This is a genomic window from Oscillatoria sp. CS-180 (assembly GCF_028330965.1).
GTDB lineage: Bacteria > Cyanobacteriota > Cyanobacteriia > Phormidesmidales > Phormidesmidaceae > Halomicronema.
In genome coordinates, this window is the sequence record NZ_JAQMUB010000052.1 from 1 (window position 1) to 25,237 (window position 25,237).

Genomic DNA, 25,237 nt, shown 5'->3' on the forward strand with positions numbered 1-25,237 from the left:
CCCCCCCCCCCCCCCCCCCCCCCCCCCCCCCCCCCCCCCTCCCATGTCATCTGCCGTGTAGCCCTGAATATTCTGTTTTATGCGATTGGAGAACGATCGCCTTCATCCATTTCTAAAACCTGAGCGATCGCCCGTTGATCCTCCAATGCTGTGAAATCAAACAAATTCACGTCGGCGAGGTGAGAGGCAGAAACGGTTTGTAAGCTGCGAAAAATAGAGTCTGTGCGTCCTGGAGAGTCCCGCTCCCACTGGGTCAGCATCTGCTTAATCTGCACTCGCTGTAATTTTTCCTGAGAACCACAGAGATTGCAGGGAATGATGGGAAACTGACGCTGCCGGGCATAGCGGGCAATCTCTTTTTCTGGGCAGTAGGCCAAGGGACGAATGACGATATGGCTGCGATCGTCCGTCAATAGCTTGGGCGGCATTGCCTTCATGCGCCCACCGTGAAACATATTCAAAAAGAAGGTTTCTACAATGTCGTCGCGATGATGGCCGAGAGCAATCTTTGTCACCCCTTCTTCCGAGGCAACTCGATACAGCACGCCTCGCCTCAGTCTGGAACAGAGTCCACACATCGTTTTTCCGTCTGGAATGACGCGCTTCACTACGCTGTAGGTGTCCTGCTCCACAATGCGAAAGGGGACGCCGAGAGCCGTCAAATAATCGGGCAACACATGAGCTGGAAAATCGGGCTGTTTTTGGTCCAAGTTGACGGCCAATAGTTCAAAGTGAACCGGGGCATTTCGTTGAAGGCTCATTAGCATGTCTAGCAGGGTGTAGGAATCTTTTCCCCCCGAAAGACACACCATAATCTTGTCCCCTGCCTGGATCATGCTGTAGTCGTGAATGGCTTTTCCGACTCGCGATCGCAACCCGGCCTGTAATTTTTTGAAGGTTTTAGACGTCGGAGGAACAGCAGCAGTCATGGGTGCTTGGATAGAAGGACACACCCTATTCTATGAAACGAATGACTGGATTTTGTGACGGCAAATTATCTGCCATCGCTGCCCTTGGCTTATGCCGTTTCCACAAACGCAAGTGATACCCTAATTAGGGCCTCTCTTCTTCTACAACCATGCCAAGTTTTTTCTCTGCCATGACTACTGAACTAGCCAACGTGTGGACGCTGGAAAAATTTGTGTGGGCAGATTATCGGTTAGCTGTTCTGTTTACTGTCCTTGTGCCGCTGGTTTTAACGGTATGGGCATTTGTAACAAAATCACCGGGCATTCAGATGTTGCTGACAATTTACTGGAGAGTTGCCAGCCTACTGATGATTACCGTGTATTTGATGATTGGAGGTCTGACGTTTAGCTTCATTTCAGGGTTAATGGCACGGGTGTTGATTCCGGTCAGTCTTTGGTTCTGGGAGGATCTGAACGAAGAAATTCAAGAACAGCCTAATTCGCCTTTGCGGTTCGTCTTTGTGGCATGGCGCTGGGCTGTGACTGTTTACAGCGCGGCAGGGGCAGTTCTTATAGCGTTCTTTTTACCCTGTGCATTTTCGAGGGCAAGGTTTGCAGGAGAAGCCTGCCAAGTTTGGTTGAAACCGCCCTTGCTATATAAGGAAATTCTGCACGGCGGCTATACCCACAGTTTTCTGGCTTTCTTCGGCGTCGTTGGGCTGATTGTTTATTTGCTGGCACTAGGATACTTCGTGTTTGTTCGTCTGGGACGGCAGGGTCGCTCCGCTATGAACTAGCCATGAACTAAGCCGCGTAGCAGCATAAGAGCAAAGCATCGCCTTTAGTGTTGTGACCGTTGCCAGTTCCGTTAGGACAAGACAGTGAGCCATCTGCCTATTCGCTTAAAACTCGATGCCATTGAGTGCACAAGTCTAAATGGCCAAAGCTATATCTATGCTGCCGCAATGGCCTGTAAAACCCTTGTTTTTGGCATCGGCGGTACTTTAATGCAGTACGGGATACTGTCCTACTTTTGATACCTCCTAATCGGTCCAGAAGTCTCTAAAATAGCCACAACCTGTTTAGATGACCGTGACTAGGGAGCAAGCTGCATGACTGATCAACCGCCCATTGCCCGCCTGGAGCAATATACTTTTCGTGTTCCCCAAGAAGTTTTACTGGTAACTGCTCGTGTGGATGATGATGAAGATTACGTTGTAGTTTTTCGGGGCTTTTCAAGTTCTCTGGTCAATCCCACAGCACCTGACCCGGAAATCCCTGTTTTGCCGGCAGAAGCTGTAATCGAATCGATTGATCGGCTGCAAGGACCCTACACTCCAGATAATCCTCAATATCTTGAGCAAAATATCGATTGGGAAGCGTTTAGCGATCGCCTTGCACAGATGGGACTTTAAGCAATGTGGAGTACCGCAGAGTTTCTTGAGATTTGGCTGTGCTAGAGAGCTAAAACGTTATTCTAAAGTAACCTGAGTAGCATCGCTTTTTGGGTATTTTATAGCAGTCTATTGGGGTGCTTCCCAGTTTTGCAATTTTGTCCTCATCCCCCAGCCCCTTCTCCCAACTTTGAAAGAAGGGGAGCCGGAGAAAGTCCCTTTCCCAATCCCGGGAGGGGATTTAGGGTGAGGGCTACAAAGGTCGGATGCACTCGTCTATTGTCCTAATAGGACAAGGCTGTAGGGTATTGGAGTCCTAGGCCAGGTATCAGAGTGATGCTTGCATTGGCTCAAAATAGCCCCACTTGTAGTTTGGTGTTAGTAAGGTACGTCGATGGGGAGAAGGCAACGGCAGTCCAAGCGGTCTTGGCAAACATGGCTAATGCTATTGATTATTCCTTTTGCCTGGGTTGGACAAAGCCAAGTTAAAGCCAAATTGCGGGAACCGCAGGCTATTTTGGTGCTGGGCGGAGCGGCGGAACGAGAACATTTCGCGGCTGATTTTGCTAGACAACATCCCGATCTAGAAGTGTGGGTCTCCTCTGGAACTAACCCTGAGTACGCTCAATGGCTGTTTCAAGAAGCAGATATTGCCTCTAACCGAGTCCATCTCGACTATCGCGCGGTGGATACCGTTACCAACTTCACGACTGTCGTAGAAGACCTTAAGCAGGACGGCGTTGAGAGCGTGTATCTCGTCACCTCGGACTATCACATGCGTCGAGCCGCCATCATTGCTCAAATTGTTTTAGGCCGTCATGACATTGCCTTTCAGCCGATATCGGTTCCTTCTGGAGAAAGTCAGTCTGAGCCATTGGTGCGGGGGATTCGGGATGGCGCAAGGGCCGTGTTTTGGGTATTCACAGGACAAACGGGTTCCTCTTGGCGAGAAATGTTGAGCAAACGTTGATGCAATCGCCCGAATTGTGATCGATCAGTTAATTTTCCACGTTCAACGGATGAGGAAGATACAATTAAGTCGCATTCAAAGGATGTATTGCTGTTCAGCTGATATTGTCTTATGGCATCTTCTACGATCGAGTCTCCGTATACGCCTGAACAGATCAAGATCTGGCTGAGGGGTTTACTTACCATCGCTTGGGCCGATGGGCATTTTGACGAAGAAGAGAAAAGCCTAATTACGGCGATGACTCATGAAGAGTTTGCGCCTAACCTTAGTTTTTTTGATGCATTAGAACCAGTTTCCCCAGAAGAAATTGGGCAGGTCCTGGGCACTCAACCAGAGGCAGCTGAGGACTTTTTGAGAATGGCAGTAATGGTCGCACTTGCCGATGGGGTCTATTCCACTGAAGAAGACCAAAAGCTACAGGGATTCTGCTCAGCACTTAATCTTGAGGATCAGATCCTAGAGGCTTTTCGAGCCACCGTTTACGATCGCAACGCCGGCGTTTCTGACGGTGAGCTATCCGAAGACCACCCGATAGAGCCCCTCAAGCCTGCTAGAGAATGGCTGGATCAGCTAGACGTAAAGGATCCACGCCTTGCCCGCTTCATTTGTAAGCTGGTCCCTGCTCAATGTCCTTTCGAGCGAGACGTCACCCTCTTTAAGCGCAAGATCGTTCATATCCCGGCTATGTGTAAATTGAATCCTCTGTATGATCAACTGGTCGGGCTGCGTTTTCGGGCCTTGTCTTACTTAGCAGACGATTGTGGCGAAGACGTCACGCCTTACATTTAGGTTGGCAATGCCTACAAGCCAAGACTGAAATTTCGCTGTCTCAGACTTCATTGTCTCTCGGCAGGGCAGTATCGCTGATGCAGTCATAGTCCACAAAAGCTTTCAGGAACTGAGTTTCTATATGCCCCTTTGTCAACAGAGGGCTTAATCCTTCCTGGCCATTAAAAAGCCGGGGGCATGCCCCCGGCTTTTTAATGGCCGTATTTCAATTCAACAGCCGTCTGGTCCACAGAATTTGTGCGCATACAGAACCTCCGCGTCACAGATGTAGGCAATGCCCGAATAATCGTCGAAAAACTCCAGTGCGATTCTGTCCGAAATCTTCAGAGCCATATCCCGATTTTCAGTGAGCACTTCGAACTTGATGTTTGCCTGGGTGTCGGAAACGCTAGGTTGTCCCGACGAGCGCACGTTGCGACTGCCTTTACCGCCAGTTTCTAACACCGTATAACCAGTCGCTCCGGCTTGGTCGATGATGTCAGCAATCTTTTTCAGCAGCAACTTTTCCGTAATGATAACAAGCTTGCTGGCTGGCTTAGCCATATTGGTTACCTCTTAACACGTGTATTCGTTGAACAGATAAAAACTCAGGAAAACGGCATGACCAAATATGATGCAGCCGATCTAGCCGCCGCGTTGGTCGCCGGGTCAGGGCACCGGCAGACCACGGCCTGCCTGAGTCAACCCCCACCCATCGTTGCTTGGGCAAGCCCAATAAAGAATGGGATACAAACAGCTAGGGCGATCGGGGTACCAACAGCTGTAGACGAGCCGATGTAGGCAGAGGGATTAGCTTTAGGAATACCGGCACGTAACGTGGGTGGCCCGGAGATGTCTGAGCTAGAAGCAGCGATGACAGACAACAGTACGACGCCGCCAGGGCTGAATCCCGTGGTGATGTGAGCAATGTAGCCTAGACCGAAGCCAATGAACCCATGGAGCAGCGGCGCTAACACGGAGTATAGAATATACCACTGACCGACCTTGCGCAATTCGCCCAGTCTTGACCAAGCTTCCATACCCATCACCAGCATTAGAATTGAAAGCAGGCCGCGAAATGGGGGATCGAAGAAGCCCTCATAGACTCGCTCAGGTTGAGTTAGAATCCCTAATGCCAAACCGAGTAATAGAGCTGAAAGAGCAGATCCCTGAAGACTTTCTTTGACGATAGGCCAGATCTTAACTCTGCCACTTGAAGCACCGCTCGATGGAGTAGAAGCTCCGCTTCCAGCACCGCCAGATTCGCCATGTCCACCTGACGCACTACGTGGAGCGACATTAGAGTATCCACCTGCGGCAACAGGCTGCATGCCGCTATATTCTTCCTTCCTGAGGTACTCCTCGTTTTTGATATATTTGTCGCGCTTCTGCTTGCCAGCGTAAATGCTAGCCAAGACGATCGCGGTCACCAGTGCTGGAATATCCATGAAAGGATAGAGAGCAGCAGACCAGGGTTCGTACTGCATGCCTTCCGATTCCAGCAGGGTGATGCCGGCTGCGAGAGTAGAGCCACTCACGGCACCGAACAAGCCTCCGGTCGCAATGGCATCTACAGTTTTGACGCCTGGCATTTGGGCCAACGTGTAGCGCGCGATGAACACAACCAGGATGCCGATAATCACAGCGAACACTGCGGGCAGCAGCATCTCTGCCAGATTGGCGTTGCGGATAGCAACGCCGCCGCTCAGACCAACCTTGATGAGCAGCATAAAGACAATGAACTTGTAGATCGAATCAGGAATAGTCAGCTTGCTATTAAGGGCAGCAATGACCATACCGCCGATCAGAAAGCCGAGCGTTGGGGACTGCAACTTTCCTATAAAGAGCGTAAAGAATTCGGACAAAAAATCCATATTGTAATTCCTCCTTGAATTCAACCCTTAAGGGGTCAGAACGGTAGACAAGCGGTGATATCGGCGTATGTTAAAACCGGACAACCGGAAGCACCCTGCACCGAGCGGTTAAAAAAAGCTAGAACGATTCAGGTCAAACACCATTGCACTTACCCAAAGCCGCAAACCAGGTGAGGACTGAGGGAAGCATGGCCAACCAGAGACCCAGATAGAGCCAAGTGTGGAAGCCCCTGCGATGTGCAGGCATTCCAGCGAGATATGCGAGATCAATGTGCGATGGGTTACCTCCTTTAATTTCCAGCAGGGATTTAACAAGTGAATGGTGGTAAGTGAACTAAGAAAACAGAGGTGAAGCGCTTCACCCCTATAAGGTCAACAGGTGTAACGCGAGTTCCTATCGATAGGGTGTTTAGAGGTGGCCGTCTTCCTCTAAACGAACAAAAGGCGACCGCGATTCAAATCGCCTTTCATAGATTCAGATCTATTGATTTCTGAATCTCTATGCGTATAAGTCTATCCTGAAAAGAAGGTGAAAATCCGTCGTTTTCTATGAGTTGTTAATAGATTAATCTATCCACAAGATAAGTTTTTCTTTTATCTTAGCGAGGTGGCCATATTTTTACTTGATGTGAATTTGCACTTATGGCCGGTATTAACTACCCCCATAAGTCAGAAATCTCAAAGAATTTTGGCGAAACTTTGAGTTGCGGTTTACTTCAATCCATCTTCAATCGCAGACTAACGGGACCCAATTTACAGTCACGTTCCCTCCGGTTAGGGCCATTACCAGTTTCGTTAGAACAAGGCCGCAAGCCATCTGGCTCCGGGCTAAGCACTAGATGCCATCGGGTACATAGACCTAAACGGCGACCTAGATGGCTAAAGCTATAAATCCGGTTATAGCAATAGAGAATTTGCCACAACTCATTCAACTTAATTTGTGGAAGACTGAATATTTGCGATCGCACTGTCCAGTCATGTCATAGATCGTTTGTTTGTTCTTGCCCCTTAAACACAACACCACCTCGTACCATTCGAAGCAACGGCGAAGCGCTGAAGTTGATAGCAAGAATTAACCCCTCACGATGTGAAATCAGAGGGTAGCGATAGTCACTATCGGGCTTTGTCAATCAACTTGAAGTTTAGGCGCTTCGCCAGGAGGTGTCGGCTCGACAGGTGGACTGTAGCGGGATATGTTGATCCAAAAAATGGCTAGAAGTAGACCCACACCTACACCCATCACAAACATCCATCCGTGTGACGGTTCTAAAACGCAGAGTAGGCGACGGTTACTGCCATAGACCTGGACAATCCAGCCTTCGTCTTTATCGGTTTTCGGCTGAGACTGCTTAGGCTCGAACTTATTCATAGTTTCCGTTCCATGCTTGTGTAGTTGTCGAATATCGCTTAGAGGTTCAGACCTGCAACTTACGGAAACACCTGTGAGGTTTATTCACTTGCAATGCAGTGCGTTACTACTGCGGCGGATTCATGGATTCCAATCATCAGTGATATCGCCTCACCCAGATTAGAATCTATGGATCTCCCAAGTTTCATATTCTTAAATTTATATCTCTTTTTGGTCAGCCACCTACCCCCCAAGCCGTAAAAATCAGCCCCGAGGACCTTTGAATTATTGAAATCGTTCGATAAGTCAACATTATCGCTACAAGACTTTTTGTTCTATTGTTGAATCCCCGTCAAGTAGAAGGACGTTCCAAAAAAATGATAATGCTAACGGCTGATGTGCTGGTTGTTGGAGGGGGAACTGGGGGAACCGCAGCAGCCATTCAGGCAGCACGGCGTGGTGCAAAAACCATCTTAATCAGTGAATTTCCTTGGTTAGGAGGAATGTTGACCGCAGCAGGCGTAGCGGCGCCCGACGGCAATGAGTTGTTAGCCTTTCAAACAGGCCTCTGGGGCGCCTTTTTAAGTGCGCTCCGGCAGCGGCAGCTGGGAGGATTAGATAATGCTTGGGTCAGCTTCTTCACCTATGAACCGAAGGTGGGTGCTGCTATCTTCCACGATTGGGTCGAGGCGCTGCCTAATTTGCAATGGATTTGTGGCAAGGTGCCCAAAGCCGTTGTGCGGGAGGGCGATCGCATTTCAGGTGTCCGGTTTGATGACCTTACGGTTCACGCGAAAATCACTCTAGATGGAACCGAATTAGGCGACCTGCTGGCCTTGGGTGACGTTCCCTATCGTTGGGGATGGGAGACTCAAAGCCAGTTTGAGGAACCCAGTGCTCCAGTCTCTTTGGACGATCCGAACGATCCGCTGCATGCCACCGTGCAGTCTTATCCGGTGCAAGCTCCCACTTGGATCGTCATTCTAAGAAACAATCAGGACGGTAGTCCCCCCATTCCGCACAGTCCCAACTATGACGCCAGCGTGTTTCAGGAGGCTTGGCAGGGCTATGGTAGCGAACGATTTTTGACCTATGGCAAGCTGCCCAACCGGCAGTTCATGATCAACTGGCCTCAGCGCGGCAATGATTATGGTGTTGGGCTGGCGCGATTGATTCAAGGAGAAACGGCATGGCGGGAATGGGCCGAAGAGGCGATCGCCCATAGCCAAAACTTTGCTCACTTCATTCAGTCCCAACTGGGACAGCATTATGAGTTGGCAACGGATGCGTTTCCCAAAGTGCAGGATCAGCTAGGTGGCGGGGCCTTTGCCCTGATGCCCTACTACCGAGAAAGCCGACGATTGGTTGGTTTAACAACGCTGACAGAATTGGATATTTTGCCGGTGCTCGGTGGTTTAGCGGCAGCGTTGCCCATCAACGAGCAGGGAGTGATGAGTGCGATCGCGATCGGCAACTATCCCAATGATCACCACTATCCTGGCTTCAAAATGCCGCTGGCTGCTAAGTCCGTCCACTGGGGCGGTCGCTGGATGGGAACGCCGTTTGCAATTCCTTATGAAGCGTTGATTCCCGCTGAGGTGGACGGACTGCTAGCTTGTGACAAAGGCATTTCAGTTTCGCACATTGCCAATGGCGCCACTCGGCTTCAGCCTGTCGTGCTCAACATTGGGCAGGCCGCAGGTATGGCGGCAGCATTGTGCCTAGAAATAGGCTATGAGCCACGCGATTTGCCGGTTGGAACACTACAAGCCGCGCTGTTGAACGAACCAACTGCACCCGCTACTGTAGTGCCTCTGCTGGATAATCTGCCCCAAGATGAGGCGTGGCGATCGCGACAGCAGCACTATCAAACTCACCCATGGGACTATCCCAAAACGGGACAGGTTAGCGAAAAAAATTCCCCTCCCGATCATTCAAGCATCTCCACTGCTGAGGCCCCTGAATTTCAAGGTTTGCTTCAATTCACTCAAATGGGAGAGACCTGGCAAGCTCAGCTGCGACTATCTGATGTCCGGGCTCTGTCTATCGTGACGCTCCATCCAAAAGTTCATGGCAGCTTAAAAAAACTTGAAACCAACCAGATGATTACGTTGCGAGGGTACCCTAACTGGTCGGCTGGGTGGATTCAGGCAGTTGAGATCAGCACTAGTTCACGATAATCAGAAGTTTTACGCACTTAACTTTCCTGAATATCAATTGACCTCTCTGAAACAGGAGATAGAAGCACCATAGAGGGGTCTCTAACACAATGGTTTACATACAAGGTTTTGCTAAATACTTTTTGACGATCAGCATCCTGGGATATCTCAGCGCAACAGGGGCATCTTTTAGTAGTTCAGAATACGTTAGCGAACACTCCGAAGGAAGTGAGACAAGTCACAGAGGCAGCGGACGTCTGGTAACTCAGGCACCGCAAGAGACTTTTGATACCCTACCGACCTATCGAGGAACGGGACGTGCCAAAGAGCAGGACGATCCGGCTCTTTCTCATCGGGGTAGCGGGAGAGTGCGTATTCACGTCGTTGACATGGACACAATCTCTTATCGGGGAAGCGGTCGAATTTCTCCTACACATCTCGATGTCGATTTTGCTTAAAACAGCTTCACAGCTTGTTCAACGCCCGTTTTGACCTATCAGGCTACCTACATAGCCGACGGAATGATCAGATGAGTTCTTGACTAGCGAGTTGGATTGCTGAGAGCAACGTTTAATGTCCGACGAAGACCCTTCGGTTTGTTTTCAGAAGACACTTATAAAAAACGTCATTTTCCTCCAGCAGCATCAGAAAGCATTGAAATTCTAAGAAGAGTCGCCAAAATACCTTAGGGATAGTAGCATCGTTAGCGATTCTACAATTAGGCTTTCTGATACCTCCATCTTTCAAGGGCTTAGAACTTTTCTCAAGCTGTTTAGCCATAAGCAACTGCTGGCCTTTGCCTGTAAGAGTTGTCTTTTAGTTAAACCTACTGGTGGTATTGGGTTTCGCGTTATGTTTAATGCATCGTATTCTGCCGTAAACAACGATATGGATTTAGTTCGCCAGCTCAGTCCCAGTGCGATTGACCAAATTTTGTTGTACCTAGCCTTCAGTGCCATGCGAACTGGGGGGCATCGGCACGGAGCATTTCTCGATGCTGCGGCGACTGCAGCCAAATGTGCGATCTATATGACTTATCTGGAGCAAGGCGAAAACTTGCGTATGACAGGTCATCTGCACCATATTGAACCGAAGCGAGTTAAGGCCATTGTCGGTGAGCTGCAAGAGGCGCTGACAGAGGGACGACTTTTGAAGCTGTTAGGGTCACAAGAACCCCGATATCTGATTCAGTTTCCCTATGTGTGGCTGGAGCAGTATCCCTGGCAGCAAGGGTCATCTCGGATTTCGGGCACCAGTCTCACGTCAGAAGAAAAGCGGGTTATTGAGAAGAAGCTGACAACAAAAATTCCAGATGCTCAGCTGATCAATGCCTTTCAATTTATGGAGTTGATTGAATTTCTGCATGAGCGATCGCAAGAAGATTTCCCAGAAGATCGCCGCAGTCAACTTAGCGAAGCACTAGCCGAACATATCCGGCGCCGACTCATCTATTCCGGCACCGTTAGTCGCATCGACTCTCCTTGGGGAATGCCGTTCTATGCTCTGATGCGTCCGTCCTATTCACCGCAAGATCAGGAAGAGCGGACGTTCATCATGCTGGAAGATACCGCTCGCTATTTCCGCATGATGCGAGAGTGGGCCGAACGTCAGGGCAAAACCGTTCGCATTTTAGAAGAACTAGACATTCCTGCCGACAAACTAGCAGATGCGATTACAGAGCTAGACGACACGATCCGAGCCTGGGCCGACAAGTATCACGAAACAGGCGGTCGTCCAATGGTGCTCCAGATGGCAGTCGGTTTGCAGGAGTCCGAAATCTCTGAATAGGGTTTACCAGCAAGGTCCTCAAAGAGAAACCTTCTCCTTACGTTTGTCGTGCATTCGCACAGAAATAGACCTAGGGGAGACGCTTGGTATGGCAGATGATTGTCTGAAAATTGGGCAAGCGAGTACGCTGGCGATGGCAACCTTGAGAGTGAGACCTAGGTATGATCATCGCGCAGATTTCTGACCTGCATGTACGACCTGAAGGGAAAAAGGCTTACGGCATCGTTGATACCAACTCTTTTCTGAAAGCCGCGATCGCCCAGCTAAATCGATTGAAGCCCCAGCCAGATATCGTAATCGCAACAGGGGATTTGGTTGATGAACGAACTGAAGCCGAATACAAAATGCTGCAGCAGATTCTAGCTCCGCTACAGGCACCTCTGTATTTTGCAATGGGTAACCACGACGATCGCACCGCCTTTCGCAATGTCTTCTCCAATCTGCCCTACATGCCTTCAGAAGGCTTCGTTCACTATGTGCTGGATGAATATCCCCTCCGGATCATCGTGCTAGATACCTTGGTGGATGGTGAAGGCTACGGCAATATAGACGCCGAGCGACTCCAGTGGCTTGCAGCTCGTCTGGATGAAAATCCGCACAAGCCAACCGTCATTTTTATGCACCATCCCCCGTTCTCGACCGGATTGATAGGGATGGATACCCTGCGCTGTCGCGGTAATGTTGCCCTGGCTGACCTTATCGCTCGATATGACAACGTGAAACGCATTGCTTGCGGTCATCTGCATCGCTCGATCCAAACCGTCTGGGCAGGGACGCTGGGCAGTGTTGCCCCGAGTGTGGCTCATCAAGTTGCACTCCGACTCACTGAAACCCAGCCATCCGCCTTTGTGATGGAACCCCCTGGCTTTCAACTGCATCTTTGGCATGAAGAGGCGGGTTTAGTGACCCATACTGCCTTTGTTGGAGATTTCGACGCCTATTCCTATCGCACAAAAGCGGCGATCGCTTTATACGTATAAAATCTGGTTTTTAGGAGGTCTATATGCATAAGGCAGGATGACACGACTACAATAAACCCCACGAGTTTTCTAGAAGTGAACGATGCCATTCAGTCGAGGTTGGCCGAAATTTCTTGCTAGCTTGTGGCAGGCGCGACTGTCACGGCGCATCGTGTTTTGGGTGTTTGTCAGCATTGTAGTGATTGAGGCGATTATCCTCGTCCCCTCTGTGATGCGCCGTGAACAAGAGCTGCTTAACTATTTGCGCTCGCTTTCTGCGGCCCAAGCAGAGGGCATTCTCAGCGTCAAGATAGATCTGGGAGCAGCTTCGGATGACCAAGTGATGGATAGCTTGGAATCTTTGCTGAGCAACGAGGTCATCCTGGGTGGGGCGTTATATCGAGCCGATGGCACCCTTGTAGGAACGTTTGGGGATGCTCCGGAGCTAACGGCTGCGGCAGTGATGGCTAATAGCAACCAGGATTACTTCTACAACCGTCGAATTCAGCGCTATGACGCTCTCTGGCAAATGTCGCCGCTGGAGGGTCGATATCACCTCATCATCCGCCATGATGCAACTTGGGTGGGTCGAGAGTTCTATGCCTTCATTGGGCGAATTTCTGGGTTAGTCCTAATTATTTCCGTGTTTGTGACCGGGGCAACCATGATAGTGCTAGAGCGGCTGGTGATCTCCTCCGTGCTAGCATTGCGGCAAGATTTGAGGCGGGTGGGTGATACGCTGCGGCAAAACCAGGATGCCCGATCGCTCTCATTTGCATCGGTGCGAAACGGTGCCCTACGCCAAGACGAATTGGGGGATGTCATCCTCACGTTTGAGGAAATGGTCAATCAGGTAGGGGCCGCGATCGCTGAACGCAACCAAGCCGAACTGGATCTGCGCCTATCAGAAGAGAAGTTTTCTAAATCTTTTTACGCTAGTCCCAATCCGATGAGTCTCAGTGTTTTGGAGACTGGAAAACTGCTAGACGTCAACGATAGCTTCCTAGCCCTCTATGGCGCGGCTCGCGAAGCCGTCATTGGTAAAACAGCAGCTAGTTTGAGTCTGTGGGATGACCCGAGCGATCGCGCTGAAATGTCAACTAGGCTCAAGTTACAAGGCTATTTGCGGAACCAGGAGTATCGCTTTCGGACAGCCCAAGGAACTCGCCGCACAGTTCTCTACTCGGCTGAGATCACTCAGCTCAACGGTGAAGCCTGTATTCTATCGGTCGCCAACGACATTAGTGAACGAAAGGCTGCGGAAGAGGCCCTGAGCGAGAGTGAACAGCGATTTAGGACGCTAGTTGAGCAGGCAACGGATGCTCTGTTTGTGGTTAATGCCGACCGGCAGTTTATCGATGTGAATCAAGAAGCTTGCCACACCTTGGGCTACAGTCGCGAAGAACTCCTACAGCTTTCCGTTCCAGACGTTCAGAAAGCGGTGTCTATCGATGATTTAGCCAGTGACTGGAAGCTGCCGCCAGGACAGGCAGTGACTCGTGAAGGCATTCATCAGCGCAAAGATGGCAGCCATTTCCCAGTGGAAGTACGACTAGGACGCATTGAGATTGGGGGGAAATCGGTCTTGTTGGCGATCGCCCGCGATATCACAGCCCGCAAACAGATGGAGCAGGCCCAAGCGCGGTTAGCGGAAATTGGTGAACTCGCAGCCATGATTGTGCATGAGGTTCGCAATCCCCTGACGACGGTCCTTATGGGACTGCACTCCTTTGAGCAAATGGACCTGCCCGAGCGGGCTAAAATGCGCCTCTCCTTCGCGCTGGAGGAATCTGAACGGCTACAGCGGTTGCTCAACGAGATTTTGATGTATGCCCGCGACCAACATCTCGATCTCGAACCGTTGGAACTCGGCCCATTTCTGCAATTGTTGTGTGATGAGTTTGGTCATCAGCCTGTTGCTGAAGCACGATCGCTGCACACGTTAGGACTAGAGCGGCCTTGTAAAGTGATGGGCGATCGCGATCGGCTGAAGCAGGTGTTCATCAACCTCATCAGCAATGCCTGCGAAGCTGCTCCAACTGACGGTACAGTGACGTGTTCGCTAGCTGTCGACGCCCATTGGATCACGGCCAAGGTCCACAATGAGGGTGAGCCGATTCCTCCAGATATCTTGCCGCAGCTAATGCAGCCTTTCTTCACCACCAAATCCACGGGAAATGGGCTAGGTCTAGCAATTACCCGTCGCATCATCGAAGCTCATGAAGGCACAATTCAGTTTTCATCCTCATCTGAAACAGGCACTACCGTAACCGTCCGAATACCTCGTCATGTAGATTAGTTGGTTCTAGACAATCAGAGCTGAGTTACATAACGAATCTCCAGGTGAACGTGAGCGATGCCCGGTGCGTCGGAAAAATCAGCCTTACGAATCAATAAAGAATGCATATGAGGTCTAACCAATAGCGTTCAATGGCAGCAGTCACTTTTGATTCTGATTGACGGCTGACTCGTACCCATCAAAGTATTGCAATCATTGTGCTATGGCTTTAAATCATTCGTTGACCAATGGCATCGAAACCGCTCTGCAGCAGCCCTGGACCTCGCGTTATGCGAAGCTGCTAGCTTTGGTACTGTTCTACGGAGCCACGGTTCATATTGGCAATATGGCTGGACTAACGGGAAACCCGTGGTTATCGACGCCCCTATTGTGGCGAGCGATGGATGTGGTGCTTTTGCTGTTCAACGCGCTCACGGCTATTGGGTTATGGCGGGGTACGGTGTGGTCGGTGTGGACCCTACTGGGTGGCATGACGCTCCTTCAGTTTTTGCCCTATACCCTGCTGCGATCGCACTTCATCCTCAATCCTGAAGATGCTCAAACATTGAATGGTCTATTAATCACAGAAGCCTTGCTTTTGGGCGTTTTTGGGCTGCTTATCTGGCTCAGAAAGTAACTCTGTTCCTGGCCCAACATGACTATTCTATGCCAATGCAAAACGGCTACGGACAAACAGTCATGTCCGATGAAACGTGTTTGATATAATCTTGAGAATGATTATCGTTGCAGTTTTCCCGTCATGCTAGAGGTTCAACATCTATCTGTCAGTTACTGAAGCGTTAGTACCCTAGAAGCTGGAAGAAGCACTGGTCATGCATCATAGTTGAGTCATGACCTCCTTGGTTTATTCGTGAACAAATCCAAACCCAAAGATGTATGTCAAGTTCGGTGTTTTAATACCGAGTTAGTTGCTCACGTTCAAAACACTCTGCCCAGTGAAGATATCCTTGAAACGGCTCAAATCGTCTTCGGAGCCTTGGCAGACCAATCACGGCTCAAAATCTTGTACGCTCTCAGCTACGATCAGGAGCTTTGCGTCTGCGATGTTGCGACCCTGCTAACCGTTAAAGTGGCGACAGCCTCCCATCACCTCCGTAAGCTGCGTGATCTCAAAATTCTTAAGTATCGCAACGATGGCAAGCTCGCCTACTACTCATTGCGTGACCAGCGGGTTGCTGACATCCTTCATCATGCTTTGAGGCAATTGGTAGGAGAGGAGATTCAGGTTTAGGTCTGAGATCTCAGTTTGAGTTCTGAAGACTCAGAGGTCTGGGCTTTGACCTGCACCCAATGCCTCATGCCCCGGACTCCTGGAAATCCTCCATATTCTGCACACTCCATACCTTTGGCGGTATGTATTTGAGTCAAGCACACCCCATTCCTCGTTCCCTATTCCCTGCTCCTCTAAGACACTGAGATGTACTTAATCAAGCTGCACAGGGACAAATCCCATCGTTCTTTCATTTAAACACTCAAATGAACGTCATAATGACTTACGCTATATTCAAACATTCTTTTGAGCGTTTGGATGAACGTCATGGCCGATCACTGTTGTCAACATAAAGAAGCAGCTCTGGTAAAGCTGAAACAACGGCAAGCTAGGGTGCTCTGGATCGTTTTAGCAATCAATCTGGCAATGTTTGTGGTGGAGTTTGGGGCGGGATTGCGAGCCGATTCTCTCTCGCTAACGGGAGATTCTCTCGATATGCTGGGAGATGCCTTGGTCTATGGCACTAGCCTCTATGTCATTCATCGCAGTGCAAAAGCACAGGCCGGGGCTGCCCTGCTGAAGGGTGTGATTATGTTTGGCTTTGCGATCGCAGTCTTCGCCCGTGCCCTTTACCAATTTCTGACTGAGGCTGCACCCACGGCTGAAATCATGGGATCCATTGGTTTGCTTGCGCTGACGGCTAACCTGATATGCCTGTTGTTGCTCACTCGCCATCGCCAAGACAATTTGAACATGTCTTCTGTCTGGCTCTGCTCTCGCAATGACATTGTTGCCAACACATCCGTCTTGGCCGCAGCGGTGCTGGTCTTGCTGACTCAGTCTCCCCTACCCGATTTGTTGGTGGGTCTGCTGCTCACTGTGGTTTTTGCTCGTTCTGCTGGAACTGTTTTGTCGCAATCTTGGCGGGCGATCGCATAATCACACGACTACCGCAGCCTAACGCCTTAGCTGTCTCAGGTCATTTCTTTTTTTAGAATTCTCCTAAACACCCGGATGCTGTTGAGTGCACAAGCCTAGAGGGCTAAAGCTGTCAATCAACGGGCATTAGGAGCAATGCGGCCACACCACAGATTCCAAACGAGACCAACAAATTCATAATAAAAAGCCGACCTCGGCAGAAGTCGGCTTAATTAAAATTGTTGCTCTCTCAAGTTGGAGAAAACGGTATCCTCAAAGAGGTACCAATGAAGCGGATTTCCCGTTTCTTCTCTCTCCACGTCGCATTGTATCAAGCCACACAGATTTTTTGTTATAAATCTTCAGGTTTTTCCTACAGGTTCCATAAGTACTTTTTAGAAAACAAGCTTCTTCGGTTCATTTTCTTGATATGCCGTTATGGAACGGTGACATGGGTGACCGCGAAAACGCTATGTATTTACTAAAACAGGAGCGGGAGGACTGGGGTGAGACTGGTCGCGGAGGGTGGTGGGCTGTCCCCAAAGGACGGTCTCGTGAGTATAGGTCACCATGCCAGGAAGCGCCCCCTTCGGTTTAAAGAGGTATCGCGGCTGCGTATAGACCACGGGCACTTGGTCAGCTTGTCGGGCGCGGCTGAAATAGGCTGCAACATCAGCAGTGAACTGCAAGTCTTCATCCGTGGGCACCTGACCTGCGTCGAGTCTCAGCAAGACGTGACTGCCGGGAATTTCTTGGGTATGGAACCACAGATCATAATCGGTGGCAGCTTGAAAAGTCAGCAGATCATTCTGGCGATTGTTCCGACCGACCCACACGTCAAAACCACTCGGTGTCAGGAACTTGCGAACGTTGAGGCTATCATCAGAGCGGCCTTGGCCTGGGCGATAGGTGGGGTCTTCAAGATAGCCCTGTTGAATCAGCTCATCGCGGATCTCTTGCAGCGCAACCAAATCGGCTTCCGACTCATACTGCACCGTCTGCTTAACGGCAGCATCCACTTGCTCCAGATAGGCGACTTCTGACTGAACGGCTTCGAGAAGCGGCGTGATGGCTTGGCGCGATCGCTTCAGCTTTTGATGTCGCTTATAAAGGGCCTGGGCATTTTGAATGGCATTTTTTTCAGGGCTGAGGGGAATTGTGACCTCTGCGCCTGTTTCAAAATCCTCTAGGCGGATTGAGTCCATTCCAGGTTGCCACTGATAGCTATAGGCCATCAGCAGGTCTGCCTGCTGCCGATAGTCGTCTGCCTGAACCGCTTGTTCTAAACGAGCAAGAAACGTATTTTCTTTCTGCCTGAGTTTCTTTAGAAGGGTTTTCAGTCGTTGGGTTAGCTGATTGTTGAGTCGATCAAACGCCTGCTGATTCAATTGATTGGTGTAGTACTCACGCAGCAAAGCCTGCACGGTCTCGGTTCCTGATTCCGTCTGGACCAAGACCGAGTAGCCCCTGTCGAAAAAGCTAGACTGGAACGTCTCAGATTTGAGACACCATAGCCAAGACTGCCACTGAGCAAACAGCCGCTCCCAATCGGCGGCTGTTAGAGAATCGACAGGCTGACCCAAATCCAGCCCAGCTTGATAAACCAGGTCTCTCACTAAAGCGGAACTGAGACCGCTGTAGGCTTTGAAAAAGGCCTGCTTGAGGGTGGTGGGAATAAGCAATATCCGCTCCTGCCAGCGCTGTTGAGATTCCTCTAGATTGGGAAAGGAACCGACAATGGCGGGCGGCAGAACGTAGGTTGAGCCGGTCGAAATGGGACGAACGCTAGATTGCGATTCAGAGACCTGATGAGCCGCAGTAACAATCTGGTTGTGGGCATTGACTAGAACCACATTGCTATATTTGCCCATCACCTCGACATATAGGTGCCACTGAATGGGATCTCCGGGACGACGGGCAAAGCCTAAATCTAGCGCTCGTTCCCACGGGGCGACGGGTTTGATTTCCGTTAGGGCGAAGCCGTTGAGCTGGTGCTTGAGTTGCTGACTGAAGGTGAAGGTATCAGGAACGCGGGGAGGTGGGTTGTCCATGTGAAGGCGAGCGGCTTGGGGATGCCAAGAAATGGTGAGCCAACCTCGCTGTTGAATGGTGCGGAGGGCGATACAAATCGTCGTGCGATCGCGCTGCACAACCTGCTCACAACGAGCTGGAAGCCAGTCAGACCGAAGCTCGGCACATACTGCCATCAAAGTTGTAAAATCCACGGGTTGCATGACTGGTTTTCCTTTCCTGCTGAAACTCGACGCTATCAAAACTCGGCAAAACTTACGCAGTTGAATCCGGCTTAGCCCTTTCAATCCCACATTGGGGAAAGCCGAATTTAATGTCTCCTAAAATGGGGGGATGCAGGGGATAGGGGTAAGTCCAATTGGCATCTTATGGAAGTGTGCCTTGACTCTTTAGATATGTTACAAGTTCCACCCAGCTCCCGCTGTTTCGGGCGCAATCCTAGGTTTTCGACATTTTTTTGCCTTGTTGCTCAGTTTTTTTATGGCTAACATGTGATCAACTTTCGAACTCTTTCGAACTCTAAGGCTTTCTCTCCTTAGCATTTATTCAGTCCGTGATTCTGCAGTCAGCCCACTGAGGATTGCTTTGTCTCCGTCGCTTCACTGACCCTTACCTGTGGCAAACCGTTACTGACGAGATTACTGCCTGATTGCCCAGTCGTCCAACAGGAGTCGCCATGGATATAAAGCTGCTCAACATTGGTTTTGGCAATATTGTCTCAGCGAATCGAGTGATTGCCATCGTTAGTCCAGAATCGGCTCCTATCAAGCGTATTATCTCTGACGCTCGCGATCGCGGCGAATTAGTCGATGCGACCTACGGTCGTCGGACTCGCGCCGTTATGATTATGGACTCTGGACACATCATTCTGTCAGCCATCCAGCCCGAGACAGTAGCCCATCGTTTTGTGTCTCATAAGGAACCTCAAAGCGCTTAATATTAGCCGTGTATCTGTAAGTACTCAGTGAAGCTTTCATAGCTCTCCGGAGCTTCCTAGCGTGTCGGCGGAAGAAGAAGCAGAGTTCTTCTTCGCAGTTGCTGCCTTATGAACACGCCTCATATTTCCCCAACCGCAGGATTACAGCAGGCCCCAGATGACTCTGCTGCTATCTGCCGTAGGCTGGCGGGCTTTGATTTCCCTTGGGAGCTGAACCGCGCCCTTGAAATTGCCATTCTTAAGACATTTTGCGTGCCTCGCATTTCCCATTTGCTACATCAAACGGGTGAATTTGAACGACGTCCTCAAAAGCGATATGACGATACCAGCCTGATTCTAGGCAACATTGTGAAATGGGGATATGACAGTCCCCGGGGGCGAGCCGCGATCGCGCGGATGAATCGTATTCATCAACGCTTCGATATCGACAATGAAGACTTTCTCTATGTTCTCTCTACATTCATCTATGAGCCGATCCGGTGGAATCAGCTTTTTGGTTGGCGTCCTTTTACGCCAGAGGAAGAAAATGCTCTCTTTCAATTCTGGAGGGCGGTCGGACATCGGATGAATATTCAGGGCATTCCTGATACGTCCGCAGCCTATGAGCAGTTCAACCAGCGCTACGAAGCTGAGCATTTTAAGTATCACGCGGACAATGCTGCGATCGGTGAGGCCGTGGTTGCTTTGATGAAAGGTTGGCTGCCCTCAGCTGCGGCTCCGGTGGTGCCCGTGGTCGTCAAGGCGGTTGCTAGCGATTCGATGCGGCGGGCGATGGGGTGGTCCAAACCGTCGCCGTTGGTGAGTCAAGCCATCTTCCAAGGGCTCAAGCTGAGACAAAAGCTGACTCAGCAATTGCCGGAACGAGAAGAGTCTAACTTCATTGTGGATACCCCGAATACGACTTATCCCGATGGCTATCAGCTCGAAAAACTCGGCCCGGATGCTCCTACGGTTCAAACAACGTCTTCTTCGAAGTGTCCGTTCATGCGAATGCGGGCTTTCCTAAAAGCCGATGCCTAACGGGCGATCGCTCCTTACAATGTAGGAAACACTCTTGAGTGGATTCTGTCGTTTGGTGCGATCGTCTGTCATGTCTGCCTCTTCTCCTGCTCGTCCCGCCTCGATTGACAAACTGGTGCAGCGCTTTCAAAAAGTGTCTGATCCCAAGCGTCGCTACGAACAGCTGCTGTGGCTCGCCAAAAAGCTAGATCCGTTCCCAGAAGCGGCTAAACAAGACGACAACAAAGTGAAAGGCTGCGTCTCTCAGGTCTACATCATTGCAGACCTGGAGGATGGCGCCGTGAAATATCTTGGCGACTCGGATGCTCAGATTACTAAGGGCCTGGTGGCCTTTCTCATTCGCGGGCTGAACGGTCTCACGCCGCAGGAAATCACCAATCTGTCTCCCGATTTCATCAAGGAAACGCAGCTAGACGTGAGCCTGACCCCCTCGCGAGCCAACGGGTTCTACAACATTTTCAAAATGATGCAGCAGAAAGCCTCAGAGCTAGCAGGCACAGAATAATTCATCCCTACACCCTGCCAACGCAATGACCGCCTCACCTCGTACCTTACTGACCGCTGATGACTATCTCAATCGGGATGATGGGATGGATACTCGGTATGAGTTGGTGGATGGCGAGCTTTTAGAAATGCCGCCAGACTCTCCTGAAAATCAGACTTTAGCCCGTTTTCTGTTGATTCAACTTTTACAGCATTTTCCGCTACAGCAGGTCGTTTACAATACTGAGGTTGAGGTAACGGGTCGCCTAGCCCGGTATCGAATTCCTGATTTGCTGGTTCACTCTGAAGAGTCTTTGGCTGCTCTGAGGGGGGCAGTTCGGTCTACTCTCACCCGTGATATGCCTCCACCTGCACTGGTGATTGAGGTTGTGAGTCCAGGGGAAGACAATCGCAAACGCGATTATCGCTACAAGCATACTGAATATGCCGCTCGGGCGATCGCGGAGTACTGGATTGTTGATCCAGAGGTTGGTCAAGTCACAGTATGCCAATGGCTTGAGGGACAATACGAAGATAGGGTCTTTAAAGACAGCGATCGCATTCCATCCGCGATCGTCCCAAACCTAAATTTGACCGTCCGGCAGCTCTTCGACTCGGCTCGGTAGGGACGTGTAGATCACGTCCCTACACAAAAATCGCGTCTCTATTGCCGTCAACCCGCTCTGCGCCTGCGGGTCATGACGCTGATGTATTCGCCGCTGCGACCGGTGGGCAACGGATCGCTCCAGGCGGTGCGATCGCAATAGCCCAAGGCAGCCAAGCGCTTCATCACCTCAATCAGCGCCGCATAGTCACCTAGCAGAATGTGACGCACGGTCTCCTGATTAAAGGACGGCAGGTTAAATGCAGTTGAGACCGAGGTGGTCTCTCCGTCAGTAGATTGAAACATCAACTTCTCCGTTTTCGGTAAGGAAAACGGGAAACTATCCAGCTCCCTAGGGCGCGTCATCAACCCCTGCCAGAGACCTTGGGGAAAAGCATGAACGCGCCCGCCTCAGATGCATAAACTAGGGGCTGAAACCCTCATCACTGAAGCATTGCAGATCTGAATGATGACAGTCCCTAGTTTGAAGGGCAAGATAGTTGGGTACGATAATCCCAGTCATCTCGACTTACCTGAGCTAAGTTTCGGGATGATTAGGGGATTTGAGAAGTTGCAGCTTCTCTTTTCCCCGCCTAGAATTGTCTCCCGCAAAAATACGGTATAGGATGCCGGGTCAGAGTTCAACCGTATTCAAGAGAAAACCTTGATGTAAGGGGTTAGGCTGTGTAGCAGCGCCATAAAACCCGTAGGGTGGGCACTGCCCACGCCCGACACCACCTTTAATAGCAATCTGGTTACGTTTTTAACGCTGGATTTTGGTGGGCAATGCCCACCCTACGGGGCTAGATGACTCCCGCAAAAATCGGTATAGGATGCCGGGTCAGAGTTTAACCGTATTCAAGAGAAAACCTTGATATAAGGGGTTGGGCTGTGTAGCAGCATAAACCTGTAGGGTGGGCACTGCCCACGCCCGACACCACCTTTGATAGCAATCTGGTTACGTTTTTAACGCTGGTTTTGGTGGGCAATGCCCACCCTACGGGGCTATAAGCTTTTGTCTCGCTTTGTGGCGTAGCCTGCACTCTAGGTTTTGGTGGGCAATGCCCACCCTACGGGGCTGCCCACGCCCGACACCACCTTTAATAGCAATCTGGTTACGTTTTTAACGCTTATTTTGGTGGGCAATGCCCACCCTACGGAGCTAGATGACTAAAGCTATATAGGGTGGGCACTGCCCACGCCCAACACTACCCTTCAAAATTCGCACTCCAACATCCCAATGCTCCTCTAGGTAGCCTCACCCGCAAAGGTGAGCTTAAATAGAAGAAATTTGTTGAGCCATGATCCGTAGATGTCGGGTGGGCACCACCCACGCCTAACATCATTGTCTAGAATTCAAAACTCAGAATTCAAAATTCAGAATCCCAATGCCGTCCAAGTACGCCCATCAGCGTCTCAGCACCAAAGATGTTCTGCGCCTCTACGCAGCCGGAGAGCGCGACTTTAGCGGTGCTATCCTACGGGGCTGCAATTTTCGGGGTGAAGACCTGTCTGGGGCTAATTTCAGCGGTGCAGACATTCGTGGCACCCTTTTTACTAAAGCAAATCTAATTGAAACTAACTTCTCAAAAGTTCATGCAGGTATCGAAACAAAATGGTTCTTTCTACAGGCATTTCTACTATTAGCTGGATCGATAATAATTTCGTATGTGTCTATAGTTGCATCAACTTTCTTACTTACAGAATTCTTGAATTACACAAAGATAAATTCTTGGTCTAATATTATTCCTGTAGTAACTCTTTTATTTTTCAACTTGCTGATATGTATGCATCTTGTAATTAAAGGTGCCACGATGCATACGGCTGGGATTATTTTGATTTCGTACACGGCCACAGTTGCTGTATCAATAGTATATTTAAACATGCTGAACGAGCAAATTAGTTCAAGCTATACAATTTCAGCCCTATCAGCTTTTACGGGTATTGGTACTATTACTGTCTCTTTTCTATATGTAGCTGCCGTCCCATTTACTGCATTATTTTTGACAAATAGAAGTCTTGCTTTGCTACCGCTTGCGATCACACCAACAATGGTATTTTCAACAGCTGGGATAGGAATAATCACAGTGATATTTTCTATCCTTTACTTGCTCTCAACTATTGCTATTGGGTGGCGTTCTCAAAATATTTATACATTTATTAGTGCACCTTTAGGTTTTAATTTGCCGCTAGCGATTGCCATTAAATCCATTCTCGGTGGAACATCTTTCAGGCAAGCAAATCTTTCTAGAGCAAAATTTGTAGAAGCAAGGCTTTCAGGAGCTGATTTCGCTGGTTCTCGAAAATCCGAAAGGGCAAATTTAACTCATGTCCGTTGGCATAAAGCAAAAGGTTTACATCTATCAGCATTCTCAAATTACTTACAAGTGAGACATCCTAGATTTTTTAGGCTTATTACTGAATTGGACGGTACAGAGCAAGATTTCTCATTTTTCGATTTAGAAAATCTCAATATTGCTGGAGCAAAATTCCACAAGGCTGTTTTGAAAGGAGCTTCTTTAAGCAATTCGATCTTAAAGAATGCAGAATTTCATAGCGCTAATCTCACTGAAGCCCAATGTGTCGGCACCGACCTCACCGCCGCTCAGCTCACCGGAGCCTGCCTCGAAGCTTGGAACATCGATGACACCACCATCCTCAAAGATATCGACTGCCAGTACGTGTTTCTGAAAGAGAAAGAGAATACGTTGGGGGTGCGTGAACGTTTACCTCACAACCCAGATAAGTGCTTTGAACCGGGTGATTTTGAAAAGTACTTCCGTGAGGTGATTGATGAGGTCAAACTTTTGATTAAAGGAGGTGTTGATCCTCAAGCGTTTAGAGCGGCATTTCGAGAATTGATGCAGCAGCACCAAATTACTCCGGAATCCGTTCGAGGCATTCAGCGCAAGAGAGCTGATGTGCTGGTCAGCGTTGCCGCGCCCCCCGATCAGCCCAAGCCTGAAATTGCCCGCACGTTTGACACCGCTTACGAGAAAGCGCTGCCAGCCTCGACTGCTCAAGCTCTGTTGGCATCTGAGCAGCGCCATAACCAAGACCTCATGTCCATCATTCGATCGCTTAAACCCTCAGAACAGTCGGCTCCAAATCTCACTATCCATACAAACGCCATGACGAATAGCAACAATCCCAGCATCTCTACGGGTGACGGCAGTTTCTATGCCGGACGCGACGCGAACATTACTAGCAGCACGGTCAATTTGGGCAAGATCAGCGGTCAGGTCAGTAATCAGATCAGTCAGATTCCTGAAAGTGCGCCCAACTCCGAGCAGCCCGACCTCAGAGAGCTGCTGACCCAGCTCCAAGCCGCCGCTGAAGCTGACACTGAACTCAGCGATGACGAAAAGGCTGAGGCGCTGGGCGAAGTGGCGAAACTGGCAAAGGCGGGCACCAATCCGCAGGAAAACGCCATGCAGCGGATGGCAAAGCGAGCGACCGTTACGTTGAAGTCCATCACCGAGCCGCTGACGGAGGCGTCGAAGTTGGCGACGACCTGTAAGACGCTGCTGCCAATCATTTTGACGCTGTTTTAAGCCGTGCCTGATG

Annotated in this window: 23 protein-coding genes; 17 read left to right on the plus strand and 6 right to left on the minus strand. The window is 50.0% G+C overall.

What is annotated here, in order from left to right; genetic code table 11:
- Positions 1 to 77: 77 nt before the first annotated feature.
- A complete protein-coding gene (ttcA, locus tag PN498_RS12400) occupies positions 78 to 929 on the minus strand; it encodes a tRNA 2-thiocytidine(32) synthetase TtcA (protein ID WP_272063115.1) in 852 nt (283 codons plus the stop codon).
- A gap of 170 nt (positions 930 to 1,099) precedes the next feature.
- Here ttcA and PN498_RS12405 point away from each other — a divergent pair, with 170 nt between their 5' ends.
- From PN498_RS12405 to PN498_RS12420, 4 genes are all read left to right on the plus strand, one after another.
- On the plus strand, positions 1,100 to 1,705 hold the full coding sequence (locus PN498_RS12405; protein WP_272063116.1) for a DUF3177 family protein: 606 nt from the start codon (positions 1,100 to 1,102) through the stop codon (positions 1,703 to 1,705).
- Between the two features lie 315 nt (positions 1,706 to 2,020).
- Complete coding sequence (locus PN498_RS12410) at positions 2,021 to 2,323, plus strand: DUF7734 family protein (protein WP_272063117.1); 303 nt, start codon at positions 2,021 to 2,023, stop codon at positions 2,321 to 2,323.
- A 373-nt stretch (positions 2,324 to 2,696) separates the two neighbouring features.
- Positions 2,697 to 3,272 carry a YdcF family protein gene (locus PN498_RS12415; protein ID WP_272063118.1) on the plus strand — a complete coding sequence of 192 codons (576 nt, stop codon included), beginning with the start codon at positions 2,697 to 2,699 and terminating at the stop codon, positions 3,270 to 3,272.
- Between the two features lie 111 nt (positions 3,273 to 3,383).
- Complete coding sequence (locus tag PN498_RS12420; RefSeq protein ID WP_272063119.1) at positions 3,384 to 4,061, plus strand: Mo-dependent nitrogenase C-terminal domain-containing protein; 678 nt, start codon at positions 3,384 to 3,386, stop codon at positions 4,059 to 4,061.
- A 210-nt stretch (positions 4,062 to 4,271) separates the two neighbouring features.
- On the opposite strand, the gene PN498_RS12425 is transcribed toward PN498_RS12420, so the two are convergent.
- The 3 genes from PN498_RS12425 to PN498_RS12435 all read right to left on the minus strand — a co-directional run bounded on the left by PN498_RS12425 (position 4,272) and on the right by PN498_RS12435 (position 7,283).
- Positions 4,272 to 4,604 carry a P-II family nitrogen regulator gene (locus PN498_RS12425; RefSeq protein WP_272063120.1) on the minus strand — a complete coding sequence of 111 codons (333 nt, stop codon included), beginning with the start codon at positions 4,602 to 4,604 and terminating at the stop codon, positions 4,272 to 4,274.
- Positions 4,605 to 4,741: 137 nt separating this feature from the next.
- Entirely contained in the window at positions 4,742 to 5,914 is a 1,173-nt protein-coding gene (locus tag PN498_RS12430) for a sodium-dependent bicarbonate transport family permease (protein WP_272063121.1), read from the minus strand.
- A gap of 1,126 nt (positions 5,915 to 7,040) precedes the next feature.
- A complete protein-coding gene (locus PN498_RS12435) occupies positions 7,041 to 7,283 on the minus strand; it encodes a hypothetical protein (protein ID WP_272063122.1) in 243 nt (80 codons plus the stop codon).
- 356 nt (positions 7,284 to 7,639) lie between these two features.
- On the opposite strand from PN498_RS12435, the gene PN498_RS12440 reads away from it, so the two are divergent.
- From PN498_RS12440 to PN498_RS12475, 8 genes are all read left to right on the plus strand, one after another.
- A complete protein-coding gene (locus PN498_RS12440; RefSeq protein ID WP_272063123.1) occupies positions 7,640 to 9,442 on the plus strand; it encodes an FAD-dependent oxidoreductase in 1,803 nt (600 codons plus the stop codon).
- Positions 9,443 to 9,531: 89 nt separating this feature from the next.
- Positions 9,532 to 9,879 (plus strand): hypothetical protein, encoded by a 348-nt coding sequence (locus PN498_RS12445; RefSeq protein ID WP_272063124.1) that lies wholly within the window; start codon positions 9,532 to 9,534, stop codon positions 9,877 to 9,879.
- Positions 9,880 to 10,273: 394 nt separating this feature from the next.
- Positions 10,274 to 11,209, plus strand: coding sequence for a heterocyst differentiation master regulator HetR (gene hetR / locus PN498_RS12450; RefSeq protein ID WP_272063125.1), 936 nt, complete (start codon positions 10,274 to 10,276; stop codon positions 11,207 to 11,209).
- Between the two features lie 161 nt (positions 11,210 to 11,370).
- Positions 11,371 to 12,189: a phosphodiesterase gene (locus tag PN498_RS12455; protein ID WP_272063126.1), complete on the plus strand. Its 819-nt coding sequence runs from the start codon at positions 11,371 to 11,373 to the stop codon at positions 12,187 to 12,189.
- Between the two features lie 82 nt (positions 12,190 to 12,271).
- A complete protein-coding gene (locus tag PN498_RS12460) occupies positions 12,272 to 14,467 on the plus strand; it encodes a PAS domain S-box protein (RefSeq protein ID WP_272063127.1) in 2,196 nt (731 codons plus the stop codon).
- A gap of 202 nt (positions 14,468 to 14,669) precedes the next feature.
- Positions 14,670 to 15,083 carry a hypothetical protein gene (locus PN498_RS12465; protein WP_272063128.1) on the plus strand — a complete coding sequence of 138 codons (414 nt, stop codon included), beginning with the start codon at positions 14,670 to 14,672 and terminating at the stop codon, positions 15,081 to 15,083.
- 234 nt (positions 15,084 to 15,317) lie between these two features.
- Positions 15,318 to 15,698 (plus strand): ArsR/SmtB family transcription factor, encoded by a 381-nt coding sequence (locus tag PN498_RS12470; RefSeq protein WP_272063129.1) that lies wholly within the window; start codon positions 15,318 to 15,320, stop codon positions 15,696 to 15,698.
- 306 nt (positions 15,699 to 16,004) lie between these two features.
- Positions 16,005 to 16,616: a cation transporter gene (locus tag PN498_RS12475; RefSeq protein ID WP_272063130.1), complete on the plus strand. Its 612-nt coding sequence runs from the start codon at positions 16,005 to 16,007 to the stop codon at positions 16,614 to 16,616.
- Between the two features lie 449 nt (positions 16,617 to 17,065).
- Here PN498_RS12475 and PN498_RS12480 read toward each other — a convergent pair whose 3' ends face one another.
- Positions 17,066 to 18,829 (minus strand): Rqc2 family fibronectin-binding protein, encoded by a 1,764-nt coding sequence (locus tag PN498_RS12480; protein WP_272063131.1) that lies wholly within the window; start codon positions 18,827 to 18,829, stop codon positions 17,066 to 17,068.
- A 473-nt stretch (positions 18,830 to 19,302) separates the two neighbouring features.
- Between PN498_RS12480 and remA the strand changes: the two genes are divergently transcribed.
- The 4 genes from remA to PN498_RS12500 all read left to right on the plus strand — a co-directional run bounded on the left by remA (position 19,303) and on the right by PN498_RS12500 (position 21,692).
- Positions 19,303 to 19,563: an extracellular matrix/biofilm regulator RemA gene (gene remA / locus PN498_RS12485; RefSeq protein ID WP_272063132.1), complete on the plus strand. Its 261-nt coding sequence runs from the start codon at positions 19,303 to 19,305 to the stop codon at positions 19,561 to 19,563.
- A 108-nt stretch (positions 19,564 to 19,671) separates the two neighbouring features.
- Positions 19,672 to 20,583 carry an oxygenase MpaB family protein gene (locus PN498_RS12490; protein ID WP_272063133.1) on the plus strand — a complete coding sequence of 304 codons (912 nt, stop codon included), beginning with the start codon at positions 19,672 to 19,674 and terminating at the stop codon, positions 20,581 to 20,583.
- Between the two features lie 70 nt (positions 20,584 to 20,653).
- Positions 20,654 to 21,088 (plus strand): SufE family protein, encoded by a 435-nt coding sequence (locus tag PN498_RS12495; protein ID WP_272063134.1) that lies wholly within the window; start codon positions 20,654 to 20,656, stop codon positions 21,086 to 21,088.
- Positions 21,089 to 21,113: 25 nt separating this feature from the next.
- Complete coding sequence (locus PN498_RS12500) at positions 21,114 to 21,692, plus strand: Uma2 family endonuclease (protein ID WP_272063135.1); 579 nt, start codon at positions 21,114 to 21,116, stop codon at positions 21,690 to 21,692.
- Positions 21,693 to 21,739: 47 nt separating this feature from the next.
- On the opposite strand, the gene PN498_RS12505 is transcribed toward PN498_RS12500, so the two are convergent.
- Positions 21,740 to 21,976, minus strand: a complete 237-nt coding sequence (locus PN498_RS12505) for a hypothetical protein (protein WP_272063136.1) — start codon at positions 21,974 to 21,976, stop codon at positions 21,740 to 21,742.
- Between the two features lie 1,082 nt (positions 21,977 to 23,058).
- Here PN498_RS12505 and PN498_RS12510 point away from each other — a divergent pair.
- Positions 23,059 to 25,224, plus strand: coding sequence for a pentapeptide repeat-containing protein (locus tag PN498_RS12510; RefSeq protein WP_272063137.1), 2,166 nt, complete (start codon positions 23,059 to 23,061; stop codon positions 25,222 to 25,224).
- The last annotated feature ends 13 nt before the right edge of the window (positions 25,225 to 25,237 follow it).

Coding starts and splice junctions, on each gene's coding strand:
- PN498_RS12475 (WP_272063130.1), top strand. CDS start 16,005: ATGGCCGATCACTGTTGTCAACATAAAGAAGCAGCTCTGGTAAAGCTG.
- PN498_RS12420 (WP_272063119.1), top strand. CDS start 3,384: ATGGCATCTTCTACGATCGAGTCTCCGTATACGCCTGAACAGATCAAG.
- PN498_RS12435 (WP_272063122.1), bottom strand. CDS start 7,283: ATGAATAAGTTCGAGCCTAAGCAGTCTCAGCCGAAAACCGATAAAGAC.
- PN498_RS12480 (WP_272063131.1), bottom strand. CDS start 18,829: ATGCAACCCGTGGATTTTACAACTTTGATGGCAGTATGTGCCGAGCTT.
- PN498_RS12445 (WP_272063124.1), top strand. CDS start 9,532: ATGGTTTACATACAAGGTTTTGCTAAATACTTTTTGACGATCAGCATC.
- PN498_RS12500 (WP_272063135.1), top strand. CDS start 21,114: ATGACCGCCTCACCTCGTACCTTACTGACCGCTGATGACTATCTCAAT.
- remA (WP_272063132.1), top strand. CDS start 19,303: ATGGATATAAAGCTGCTCAACATTGGTTTTGGCAATATTGTCTCAGCG.
- PN498_RS12440 (WP_272063123.1), top strand. CDS start 7,640: ATGATAATGCTAACGGCTGATGTGCTGGTTGTTGGAGGGGGAACTGGG.
- PN498_RS12460 (WP_272063127.1), top strand. CDS start 12,272: ATGCCATTCAGTCGAGGTTGGCCGAAATTTCTTGCTAGCTTGTGGCAG.
- PN498_RS12415 (WP_272063118.1), top strand. CDS start 2,697: ATGGGGAGAAGGCAACGGCAGTCCAAGCGGTCTTGGCAAACATGGCTA.
- PN498_RS12505 (WP_272063136.1), bottom strand. CDS start 21,976: ATGTTTCAATCTACTGACGGAGAGACCACCTCGGTCTCAACTGCATTT.
- hetR (WP_272063125.1), top strand. CDS start 10,274: ATGTTTAATGCATCGTATTCTGCCGTAAACAACGATATGGATTTAGTT.
- PN498_RS12510 (WP_272063137.1), top strand. CDS start 23,059: ATGCCGTCCAAGTACGCCCATCAGCGTCTCAGCACCAAAGATGTTCTG.
- PN498_RS12490 (WP_272063133.1), top strand. CDS start 19,672: ATGAACACGCCTCATATTTCCCCAACCGCAGGATTACAGCAGGCCCCA.
- PN498_RS12410 (WP_272063117.1), top strand. CDS start 2,021: ATGACTGATCAACCGCCCATTGCCCGCCTGGAGCAATATACTTTTCGT.
- PN498_RS12425 (WP_272063120.1), bottom strand. CDS start 4,604: ATGGCTAAGCCAGCCAGCAAGCTTGTTATCATTACGGAAAAGTTGCTG.
- PN498_RS12455 (WP_272063126.1), top strand. CDS start 11,371: ATGATCATCGCGCAGATTTCTGACCTGCATGTACGACCTGAAGGGAAA.
- PN498_RS12430 (WP_272063121.1), bottom strand. CDS start 5,914: ATGGATTTTTTGTCCGAATTCTTTACGCTCTTTATAGGAAAGTTGCAG.
- PN498_RS12405 (WP_272063116.1), top strand. CDS start 1,100: ATGACTACTGAACTAGCCAACGTGTGGACGCTGGAAAAATTTGTGTGG.
- ttcA (WP_272063115.1), bottom strand. CDS start 929: ATGACTGCTGCTGTTCCTCCGACGTCTAAAACCTTCAAAAAATTACAG.
- PN498_RS12495 (WP_272063134.1), top strand. CDS start 20,654: ATGTCTGCCTCTTCTCCTGCTCGTCCCGCCTCGATTGACAAACTGGTG.
- PN498_RS12465 (WP_272063128.1), top strand. CDS start 14,670: ATGGCTTTAAATCATTCGTTGACCAATGGCATCGAAACCGCTCTGCAG.